10 protein-coding genes and 1 other RNA gene are annotated in these 10182 nt (G+C 42.0%); 9 read left to right on the top strand and 2 right to left on the bottom strand.

Annotated features, from left to right (window positions below; genetic code table 11):
- Positions 1-26 precede the first annotated feature (26 nt).
- A complete protein-coding gene (locus AN490_RS14205) occupies positions 27-170 on the bottom strand; it encodes a hypothetical protein (protein ID WP_300004435.1) in 144 nt (47 codons plus the stop codon).
- Positions 163-486 carry a hypothetical protein gene (locus tag AN490_RS14200; protein ID WP_213712379.1) on the bottom strand — a complete coding sequence of 108 codons (324 nt, stop codon included), beginning with the start codon at positions 484-486 and terminating at the stop codon, positions 163-165. Before AN490_RS14200 ends, AN490_RS14205 begins: the two co-directional genes overlap by 8 nt.
- 472 nt (positions 487-958) lie before the next feature.
- Here AN490_RS14200 and AN490_RS14195 point away from each other — a divergent pair, with 472 nt between their 5' ends.
- The 9 genes from AN490_RS14195 (at position 959) to AN490_RS14155 (ending at position 10100) form a co-directional block, all read left to right on the top strand.
- A complete protein-coding gene (locus AN490_RS14195; RefSeq protein WP_168652006.1) occupies positions 959-1447 on the top strand; it encodes a pentapeptide repeat-containing protein in 489 nt (162 codons plus the stop codon).
- Positions 1438-2574 (top strand): 5-(carboxyamino)imidazole ribonucleotide synthase, encoded by a 1137-nt coding sequence (locus tag AN490_RS14190; protein WP_300004431.1) that lies wholly within the window; start codon positions 1438-1440, stop codon positions 2572-2574. Before AN490_RS14195 ends, AN490_RS14190 begins: the two co-directional genes overlap by 10 nt.
- Positions 2575-2636: 62 nt before the next feature.
- Positions 2637-2821, top strand: a non-coding RNA gene (ssrS, locus tag AN490_RS14185) — 6S RNA.
- Positions 2822-3116: 295 nt separating this feature from the next.
- The gene (rimP, locus tag AN490_RS14180; RefSeq protein WP_015083446.1) at positions 3117-3578 is read left to right on the top strand and encodes a ribosome maturation factor RimP; all 462 of its coding nucleotides are present in this window, start codon (positions 3117-3119) and stop codon (positions 3576-3578) included.
- 476 nt (positions 3579-4054) lie between these two features.
- On the top strand, positions 4055-5332 hold the full coding sequence (gene nusA, locus AN490_RS14175; RefSeq protein WP_015083447.1) for a transcription termination factor NusA: 1278 nt from the start codon (positions 4055-4057) through the stop codon (positions 5330-5332).
- A 205-nt stretch (positions 5333-5537) separates the two neighbouring features.
- Complete coding sequence (locus AN490_RS14170) at positions 5538-5807, top strand: YlxR family protein (RefSeq protein WP_015083448.1); 270 nt, start codon at positions 5538-5540, stop codon at positions 5805-5807.
- 440 nt (positions 5808-6247) lie between these two features.
- Entirely contained in the window at positions 6248-9343 is a 3096-nt protein-coding gene (gene infB / locus AN490_RS14165) for a translation initiation factor IF-2 (RefSeq protein ID WP_300004422.1), read from the top strand.
- 31 nt (positions 9344-9374) lie between these two features.
- Positions 9375-9548: a hypothetical protein gene (locus tag AN490_RS14160; RefSeq protein ID WP_213712363.1), complete on the top strand. Its 174-nt coding sequence runs from the start codon at positions 9375-9377 to the stop codon at positions 9546-9548.
- Between the two features lie 306 nt (positions 9549-9854).
- Positions 9855-10100, top strand: a complete 246-nt coding sequence (locus AN490_RS14155; RefSeq protein ID WP_168653865.1) for a hypothetical protein — start codon at positions 9855-9857, stop codon at positions 10098-10100.
- Positions 10101-10182: the final 82 nt, after the last annotated feature.

The raw sequence follows: 10182 nt of genomic DNA, 5'->3' as shown, positions 1-10182 counted from the left end.
CTGACCGTAGTTCCTAAAAGGAACCGCTACGCTACAGGGATAAAAATATCCACAAACCATCGGTCAATATTACGCGCTGCATTTAAGTCCCCTGGATTTAATTTTAAGCGATCGCTTCTCTTGTGGCAAGTGTCGCTAAAATATTTACAACGGTTTAAAAATCTAGACATCCTCTGGTTCAAATTGTGCCACAGTTACAGCATTAAATGCAAAAGATAAAACCAAGGGAATCGGACATTTAAACCAAAAAGTGTAAATCACTGCTAGGATGGTGGTAGATATGGCCGCACAAGCCCAATACACTTCTTGATTAGTTAAACCATTTTTTTCTTTAATTACTCTCAACACATTCATTGGGATTGGTTCTGGTATGACTCCCCCCGGAGGAAACGCCCAATAGTTACCACGTCTCTCGACGAATAAATCTGTCCAGCCATTTTCTAAGCACCATGCTTCAATCCATTGAATAGAGTAATGATTTATCATATAAATACCAATTTGCTTTGTTAATGTGTGCAGGTTGTCAATTTTAATAACTTAAAGATCTTAGTCAGATATAGCAGCAGTCAGCAGGAAAGATCTTGTGTTATCTGGCTTTTTTAGGGACTTTTTTCCCTTATTCAAGTACATACCGCTATAACTTTTAGTTCATTGTTTTAAAGGTTTATCAAATTATTTTATACATATTAAAAATCCTGTTTCCACAGCCATCACCATGATTAATAGATTATCAGTTGTCCTGACTACTGGACTTTAAAAGATAACAAACTTTACTTGTAATCAAACTTAATGAATTATTGTAAATAGTAAGATCCTGCTGGAGCAATAATGCCATGTTTTTCCAGAATCAGCAACAGTTAAAATTTAAAAAAGGGAGTAATTACCAAAAGCGTTATTACAAAATATTAACGTTTATGCAAAACTTAACTTATCCAGTATCAATTTGGACTCATCAACTATGTTTTGGCAAAAGAGCTTAGGATGGATTTTAGGAATTATGGTTTGGTGCGTTGCACAGCCAGCATCAGCAGATTGGACTCATCCTTTATCATATAGTAATGCCGAATTGTCAAGACAAGATTTTTCTGGACAAAGTTTACAAGCTGCGGAATTTTCTAACGCTAACTTAGAAATGGCTAACTTTACAGGTGCGGACTTACGAGGAACAGTTTTCAGTGCTTCAGTCATGACAAAAGCAAATTTACATGGAGCAGATTTAACAAATGCGATGGTGAATGAGGTAAAATTAATAGGCGCTGATTTAAGTAACGCCGTTTTAATCGAAGCTCTTTTACTCCGCACCGTCTTCACAGATGTTAATATCACAGGTGCAGATTTTACAGACGCAATTTTAGATAAAGCGCAAATTAAAGAGCTATGTCAAAAAGCCAGTGGTGTAAATTCTCAAACTGGTGTAGAAACTCGTGAGTCCTTAGGATGTCAATGAAACTTGGTATAATTGGTGGTGGACAACTGGCTTGGATGATGAAAGATGCAGCAGATAAGCTGGGAGTAGAATTAATAGTCCAAACTCCTAGTCCCAATGATCCAGCCGTATCTATTGCCCAACATAGCATTTTTGCCGCAGTTGATGATGCCGCTGCCACAGAAATTTTAGCGACAAAGTGTGATATCGTTACCTTTGAAAATGAATTTGTTAACCTTGCGGCTTTATCACTGCTAGAAGAACAGGGTGTTTGTTTTCGTCCTCAACTAGCAGCTTTAGCACCTCTGTTAGATAAATATGAGCAACGGTGCTATTTACGGGATTTAGGTTTACCAGTTCCCCAGTTTTTGGCATTATCAGGGGAAAAAAAGCTAGAATCTCAAATTGAAAATTTGGGTTTTCCTGTGGTTATCAAAGCCAGAAGACATGGATATGATGGTCAAGGAACTTTTATCATTCCCGATTTTGCAACTTTATCAAAAATAGTTAATCAAACTCATAGCCAGTTTTTAGTCGAAGAATTTGTGCCTTTTACCAAAGAACTGGCGATAATTGCCGCCCGTTCTGTAAATGGGGAAATTGTCATCTATCCAGCGGTAGAAACTCTCCAGAAAGAACAGGTTTGTCGGTGGGTAATTGCCCCCGCTCAAATCACCCAAGAGCAAAGTTTGCAAATTGAAGCGATCGCCCATAAACTATTAACTAGCCTCCAATATATAGGAGTCTGTGGCATTGAATTATTTCTCACCGCCGAAGGTAAAATCTTAATTAATGAAATAGCACCACGTACCCATAACTCTGGGCATTTTTCCCTGGACGCTTGTGAAACTTCCCAATTTGAACAACACCTGAGAGCAGTGTGTGGTTTACCATTAGGCAATACTAGATTACATTGTGCTAGTGCCGTGATGGTTAATTTGCTAGGATATGAAAACAGCCATTGTGACTACCAAAAACAACGTCAACAATTAGCAAATATTCCCCAGGCTACTGTTCATTGGTACGGAAAAACAGAAGCTCGTCCAGGAAGGAAACTAGGACATATCACCGTTTTATTAGATCAAGATCATACTAATGGAGTAAAGGACATTATACACAAAATTGAATCTATCTGGTATCCCCAGTAGAAATTTGCCAAAATTTTCCCAAAATAAACACACAAACTATTTTTCAAAGCTATAATGAGTTAGTTGCACTACGACGATTGGTGACTGCCGTCAAGTTTTTTGATCTATGTCTTTAACAACAAGGGAGCTAAACAATTCTCGTGGCAGTATACTGGGCTTGTACCCAGAAACTTTAAATGAGAACCCTCAGTTCCCACCTGGTTTAACCAGGTCATAAACTTAGGTAAAACGGCGTTGTGGTGAACTAAAAAATTTTAGCTCCCCGGTTGATAAAACTGGGGAGCTTTACGATAGATACCTTAAATTTAGAGGTAAAAAGCAAAATACGGAAAGAAAAAGATTTTCCCAATCACCAATGACAACTGACAACTGACCAATGACAACTGACAACTGACCATTTCTTCAAGTCTGTCATGACTAACTGAAGAAATAAGCTACACTCATTTTAGGGGCGAACTAATACAGTTCGTCACAATACTTCTTGGAAGATATCCCTATCGCAGGAAGTGGGTTGAAGCCCACTTTTTTTATTGAATTCTCCCATGACTCATCCTTTAATACCACAAATTATTGATTTGGCGACACCAGTAGCCGCAGAACTAGGATTGGAAGTTGTTAGTATAGTTTTTCATACGAACCAAAACCCCCCAGTCTTGCGAGTAGATATCTTTAATCCTCTACAGGACATTGGCCTGGATGATTGTGAAAGGATGAGCCGTGCCGTTGAAGCCTCATTAGATGCGGCCGATATCATTCCAGACGGTTACATATTGGAAGTATCTAGTCCTGGTATTTCGCGGCAACTGGTAACAGACAGGGAGTTTATTTCCTTCAAAGGATTTCCTGTAGTTATTTCTACTTCCCCACCCTCCGAACAACAGCAAGAGTGGATAGGTCTATTGATTAGCCGGGATGAAACTACAGTTTACCTTAATCAAAAGGGTCGTGTAGTAAAAATTCCCCGTAACCTCATTACCAAAGTCCAAATAGATGAGCGTAGCTAATCAATTTTAGATTTTAGACGTTGGATTAGGGACTGGTAAGTGGTAATTGAGAAGAAGTAATTGGGGAAAAGAACACAATTATTTCTTAACAGTTATCTAATTTTGCTGACTGCTGACTTGACACTCTCCGCTCTAAAGAGATTGTCAATGTATAGTGTTGAGCCGTTAAGCAACATCGGGTGTTTGTACAGGTTAATTACCCTTACCTGTTAAAGACATTGTAACACCATAAGTCACTGAGAGATTTATCCCCTCTCTCGCTTAAAAAACACCCAAACATAAAAACCCAAAAAGGTTTTAGATTTTAAGTCTAGGGTCAGAAACGGTAAGTTCTACCGAGATTGCCTGCCGTGATGAAGCAGGAAGTAAACACTAAGGTTATCGCTGTCCAGATGTGTCTAGACTTTGGTAATTTTGGGTAAGTTTTATAGAACGGTTTTAAGCCTACTTTCTTATAAAATTTTAGGAGACTGCGTATGTCAATGGTGACTTTATCGGGATTAAAAGAGCTAATCGAAAGTATTAGCCAAGAACGAAACTTACCGCGTTTAGCTGTACAAGCAGCTATTAGAGAAGCCTTAATTAAGGGTTACGAACGTTATCGTCGCGCCCAAAATTTAGAACGCAGACAATTTGATGAAGAGTATTTTAATAATTTTGAAGTAGAACTGGATATTGAGGGTGAAGGATTTCGGGTTCTTTCCACCAAAACCATTGTTGAAGCAGTTGCTAACACTGATCATCAAATTTCCTTAGATGAAGTCCAGCAAGTAGCCCCAGAAGCCCAACTGGGAGATTCTGTAGTATTGGATGTCACCCCAGATCAAGGAGAATTTGGGCGCATGGCAGCCATGCAAACGAAACAAGTATTGGCGCAAAAACTGCGAGATCAACAACGCCAAATGGTGCAAGAAGAGTTTCAAGACTTGGAAGGCACGGTTTTACAAGCTAGAGTATTGCGATTTGAACGTCAATCTGTAGTTTTGGCAGTTAGTAGCGGATTTGGACAATCAGAAGTAGAAGCCGAATTACCCAAGCGAGAACAGCTACCCAACGATAATTATCGGGCTAATGCTACCTTTAAGGTATATCTAAAAAAAGTTTCCCAAGGACAGCAACGAGGGCCACAATTGATGGTATCTCGTGCTGATGCAGGTTTGGTAGTTTATTTATTTGCCAACGAAGTCCCAGAAATTGAAGATGAAGTAGTGCGAATTGTGGCTGTAGCGCGAGAAGCTAACCCTCCCTCTCGTTATGTGGGACCCCGCACAAAAATTGCTGTTGATACCCTAGACCGCGATGTAGACCCCGTTGGTGCTTGTATTGGTGCGAGGGGATCACGAATTCAGGTGGTAGTTAATGAATTACGCGGTGAAAAAATTGATGTGATTCGCTGGTCTCCAGATCCAGCTACCTATATTGCCAATGCGTTGAGTCCAGCAAAGGTAGATGAAGTCAGACTCATGGACCCCGAAAGTCGCCAAACTCACGTTTTAGTGGCTGAAGATCAACTGAGTTTAGCTATTGGTAAAGAAGGGCAAAATGTGCGGTTAGCTGCCCGTCTCACTGGTTGGAAAATTGATATTAAAGATCAGGCTAAATATGACGAGGAAGCCGAAAATACTAAATTTGCAGCGGTGAGAGCGCAATATCAATCCCAAAATGATAGGGATGACAGGTCTGACCGAGAAGATGCAATGGCAGAAGAATTAGAATTGGATGAGGATAGATTTGACAATAGCGAGGAAGATTAATTCCCCAAATTTATCTGCAATAATTTGAAAAAGGCAGGGAAGCAGGGAGCAGGGGGAATATTTCTTCCCAATGACAACTAACAACTAACAACTAACAACTAACAACTGACAACTGACAACTGACAACCAACAACTAACAACAGGCACTAAAAAATACATTGTTTAGTATCCCCAAGATATCTAACTTAAATCTGGCAGAAGACTGATGAAACCGAACTATCGGCGTTGTATTAGTTGTCGTCAAGTCAACTTGAAACAAGAGTTTTGGCGGATTGTCCGCGTCTTTCCATCTGGAAAGGTACAATTAGATCAGGGCATGGGGCGTTCTGCCTATATCTGTCCGCAAGAGAGTTGCCTACAAGCAGCTCAGAAGAAAAATAGACTAGGGAGATCGCTGCATGGAGCAGTGCCAGATACAGTGTATCAAACATTGTGGCAACGTCTAAATCACGGCGATCGCCAAGATCGCATTTAATGGTAACAACTAAAATTGCGATAGTCTCTCAAGATATTATGACAAAAGCCGAACTATTCGGTCTCTGATCATAACCTTTAGTATCGTTCAAGTTAATGCCAAAATAGTAAATGGATGTAACCAGCTTTCTCGATCTCCTTTTTTGGACAAGACGCAAGGCATTACTCCCAACAAGTTTTTTTTTGATTGTATTGTGGAAGACTCACAAATCGGCAAAACAAAAAAACCAAAAATGGCGACCTGGTAGCGTCAAATCGCAGTTCTGCATCAACCATCATTCCTGGTGGAGATGTCAGTATTAACCCGAAACATCTCTCTTTCCTAACTGGAGTCACCGGCAATATCACCAAAGGCAACCGAAAAAACAGTGATCAAAGGGTGGAGATGTCACAAACCAGGCAACCATCCGCTAAAACTGTAAATTAAAGGGGAAAGAGTGGATGAACAACGGAAAAGTGAGAATCTATGACTTATCAAAAGAATTGAATTTGGATAATAAAGAGCTACTAGCAATTTGCGACCAGCTCGATATTGCGGTTAAAAGCCATAGCAGTACGATTTCCGAAGCGGAAGCTGAACAAATTCGTAGCGCAGCCGAAAAAGTCGCTGCTACGAATTTAGCCTCGAAAAAGGAACAAAGTACAAATGGCCATAAACCAAATTCATCTCAAAACCGTACCAACGCCCATCACAAACAGCAAATTCTAGAAATTCGCAAACCGAAAATATTGATAAACACTACCACCAACTCAACCAATATCTCAGTTGCTACTGACGCTACTGATGCTAATCCGCCGGCACCTCCAAGGCCTTTTGCGACACCAGTCTCATCTGTGAATATAAAGCCGGCGGCACCAACTCGACCAGTACCCCGGAATCAATCTGAGACTCCACTTAAACCTAATCCTACCCAACCAGAACAGGTATCTAATCCTGAATCGGTTACAGAAAAGGTGAGAGCGGAAAAACCAGAGAAAATATCTACTCCCAGAGCCAAACCAGAGAAACCGCAAAAACCCCAGTTGGTTTCTCCTCCTGCTAGAGTAGATGGCGCAAAAGCGGCAGAAACACTAGTTTTAGGAACATCAGAAAAACCTCTTCTCAAACGCGATCGCTCACAGCCTGTTGAAGAAGATCCTCAGCCAGTGAGAAGTAAGGTTAATAGACCTTCATCTGATCAAGGTTCACCATCTGCACCACCTAGACCTAGTCGGGCTAATTCAGGAGCGCCGACAAGACCAGAACAACGCAGTGGTAGACCATCCATTGGCGGTGATATCCAACGCCCTAGACCTGCCCGTCCCAGTGAACCAGCAGCCATTCCCACGGCGACTCCACCCAGACATAATGCAGGTGGCGCGAAAAAAGAAGGATTGGATGAAATACCAGTAGCACCCGATCTTTTGGATTTAAAACGCCCTACACCCCCTCGTTTGAACAAGGGTGGGAAAAAATGGCAAGAAGAAGAAATCATTGACGAAATCAAAGAAAAAGCGAAGGTTGGACCCAAAGGCAAACGGGTCAAACTAATCGTAGAAGATGATTTAGATGAAGATGATTTAGATGAAGACGGTCTAGAAAATTCCGCAGCCACTCAAGTTAGTCTCTCCATTGCCCGTCCTCCCAAACCCAAAGGGACTCGCTCCGGTATGCCAACTGTAGCGGTTGTGGCTGCTCCTACCGCTAGAGGTAAAAAATCTAGTTCTTCCCGTGACCACAACAATCGTCGGCAAGAAAATGTAGAGCAAAAACCAGATCGTCCAGCCACACTAGATGTTACTGGTCCATTGACAGTCCAGGAGTTGGCTGAGTCCCTCGTAATTGCCGATACAGAGATTGTCAAAATCCTGTTTATGAAGGGCATGGCTGTCAGCATCACCCAAAATCTGGATATTCCGACGATTACCCTAGTCGCCAAAGAACTAGAAGTAGAAGTCCAAATTGTCGAACGAGAAGCTGAAGCCCGGAAAGTCACGGAAATGATTGACGTGGCTGATTTGGCTCACCTCATTCGTCGTCCCCCAGTTGTCACCATCATGGGTCACGTAGACCACGGTAAAACCACTCTCCTCGACTCTATTCGCAAAACCAAAGTTGCGTCTGGGGAAGCGGGCGGTATTACCCAGCATATCGGCGCATATCATGTTGATATCGTCCATGAAGGTAAACCACAGCAGATAGTTTTCCTCGATACTCCTGGTCACGAAGCTTTTACAGCGATGCGTGCTAGAGGAGCTAGGGTGACAGATATTGCCGTGCTAGTCGTAGCTGCTGATGACGGTGTTCGTCCCCAAACCATTGAAGCTATTAGCCACGCTAAAGCTGCAAACGTTCCCATTGTCGTTGCTATCAACAAGATTGATAAAGAAGGCGCACAGCCAGAACGGGTTAAACAGGAACTTACCAATTACGGTCTCACCGCTGAAGATTGGGGTGGTGAAACAATCATGGTTCCCGTTAGTGCCATTAAGGGCGAAAACCTCGACACCCTCCTAGAAATGATTATGTTGGTGTCGGAAGTAGCCGAACTATCCGCTAATCCAGATCGGGTCGCAAAAGGAACAGTCATTGAGGCTCATTTGGATAAGGCGAAAGGTGCAGTTGCTACCTTGCTGATTCAAAACGGTACTCTCCACGTTGGAGATATGCTGGTCGCTGGTTCAGCCTTCGGTAAAGTCCGGGCTATGGTAAGTGACCGAGGCAAGCGTGTAGATGTTGCTAGTCCATCCTTTGCTGTGGAAGTATTGGGTTTAAGTGATGTCCCTGCTGCTGGTGATGATTTCGAGGTCTATGAAAACGAGAAAGAAGCTCGTTCTGTAGCCAGCGATCGCGCCGACAAACAACGTCAATCCCGCTTGTTGCAAGGTCGTGTCACTCTCACTACCCTGTCAGCACAAGCACAAGAAGGCGAGTTAAAAGAACTCAACTTGATCCTCAAGGGCGACGTGCAAGGTTCTGTGGAAGCTATTATCGGCTCTCTCCGCCAAATTCCGCAAAACGAAGTCCAAATTCGGATGCTCTTGGCTACGGCTGGAGAAATCACGGAAACAGACATAGACTTGGCTGCGGCTAGTAACGCCGTCATTATTGGTTTCAACACCACTTATGCCAGTGGCGCTAGACAAGCTGCGGATGAAGCAGGTGTAGATGTCCGAGAATATAACATCATCTACAAACTCTTGGAAGATATCCAAGGTGCTTTGGAAGGTTTACTCGAACCAGAGTTGGTGGAAGAACCCTTGGGACAAACAGAAGTCCGTGCTGTCTTCCCAGTTGGTCGTGGCGCTGTTGCCGGTTGTTATGTTCAATCTGGTAAGCTCGTTCGCAACTGTAAGGTGCGCGTCCGTCGCTATAACAAGGTAGTTTACGAAGGTGTTCTCGATTCCCTCAAACGGATGAAAGAAGATGCCCGTGAAGTTAACGCAGGTTATGAATGTGGTATCGGCATTGATAAGTTCCATGACTGGGTGGAAAATGATATCATTGAATCCTACCAATTGGTAACTAAACGTCGGACTCTGACTATGACTAAGTAGTGACGTGCATCCAGCGTTGAGTGCTGAGTTAATGAGTGTTGAATTGAGACTGTTCCGAGTTCAACACTCAAATAATGTAAACTCAGCACTCCGTTTAAAAGGAGTCAGGAGTCAGGAGTCAGGAGTCAGAAGAAGAATGAAGAAGAAGGAAGGAATGAAAAAGAAGAAGGAAAAAGAAGAAGGAAGAAGTAAAAACCTGTTCTAGTCCGAGTTTTATTATCAATTCATGTCTTACCCCCTTGGGTTGCTATAAATTTTAAAAAAATTCTCTGTTTAATTAAAAACAAGTTGTTTTAGAAATTTCTCGCATAAAATTCCGCATTTAGTGATGAATGAGACAGAATTTTCAGGTGTAAAACCATTATCTTGAAAGAAGATTAAACAAAAATCTTCAATTTTAGGCTTGGGTGAGATTTAGGTCTTCCCCTTGTGTGTGAAATCAATTATCAATCTGAAATCTAAAATCCCAAATTGTCTAATTCTGGAAGTGAAAAATAAGGAATGAGGAATTATGGCTCAATTTCCAACTTCTAGCGATTACGCGCATACTACTGACAGCAAAGTCTCTGTCAACGGTGAGCGTAAAGATCACCAATTATCTGCTAATACTCAATTTTGGCATAACCTAAAATACGTGATTTCTGCTAGTTCCGGTTTTCAAAGATGGCAATTAGAATGTAACGCCAAATTACAAAGTTTACGTCTAGATCAACAAGTACAAATGTATTTACGAGAGACTTTAGAAACTTTAGCTTAACCGACAGAAGCCCCACGTCTGACCCGATAGGGCAGCGGGGGATGAATGGCGCGTGAATTGACGACGGTTTTCCGACCAACGC

This window comes from Anabaena sp. AL09 (genome assembly GCF_001672255.1).
Lineage (GTDB): Bacteria > Cyanobacteriota > Cyanobacteriia > Cyanobacteriales > Nostocaceae > Dolichospermum > Dolichospermum lemmermannii.
The sequence above is the reverse complement of the archived record's forward strand: the minus strand, read 5'-3'. Positions and strand labels throughout refer to the sequence as shown.

Bases quoted from the DNA above. Each gene is read 5' to 3' on its own strand.
- AN490_RS14205 (WP_300004435.1), bottom strand. From the start codon at position 170: ATGTCTAGATTTTTAAACCGTTGTAAATATTTTAGCGACACTTGCCAC.
- AN490_RS14200 (WP_213712379.1), bottom strand. From the start codon at position 486: ATGATAAATCATTACTCTATTCAATGGATTGAAGCATGGTGCTTAGAA.
- AN490_RS14195 (WP_168652006.1), top strand. From the start codon at position 959: ATGTTTTGGCAAAAGAGCTTAGGATGGATTTTAGGAATTATGGTTTGG.
- AN490_RS14190 (WP_300004431.1), top strand. From the start codon at position 1,438: ATGTCAATGAAACTTGGTATAATTGGTGGTGGACAACTGGCTTGGATG.
- rimP (WP_015083446.1), top strand. From the start codon at position 3,117: ATGACTCATCCTTTAATACCACAAATTATTGATTTGGCGACACCAGTA.
- nusA (WP_015083447.1), top strand. From the start codon at position 4,055: ATGTCAATGGTGACTTTATCGGGATTAAAAGAGCTAATCGAAAGTATT.
- AN490_RS14170 (WP_015083448.1), top strand. From the start codon at position 5,538: ATGAAACCGAACTATCGGCGTTGTATTAGTTGTCGTCAAGTCAACTTG.
- infB (WP_300004422.1), top strand. From the start codon at position 6,248: ATGAACAACGGAAAAGTGAGAATCTATGACTTATCAAAAGAATTGAAT.
- AN490_RS14160 (WP_213712363.1), top strand. From the start codon at position 9,375: ATGAGTGTTGAATTGAGACTGTTCCGAGTTCAACACTCAAATAATGTA.
- AN490_RS14155 (WP_168653865.1), top strand. From the start codon at position 9,855: ATGGCTCAATTTCCAACTTCTAGCGATTACGCGCATACTACTGACAGC.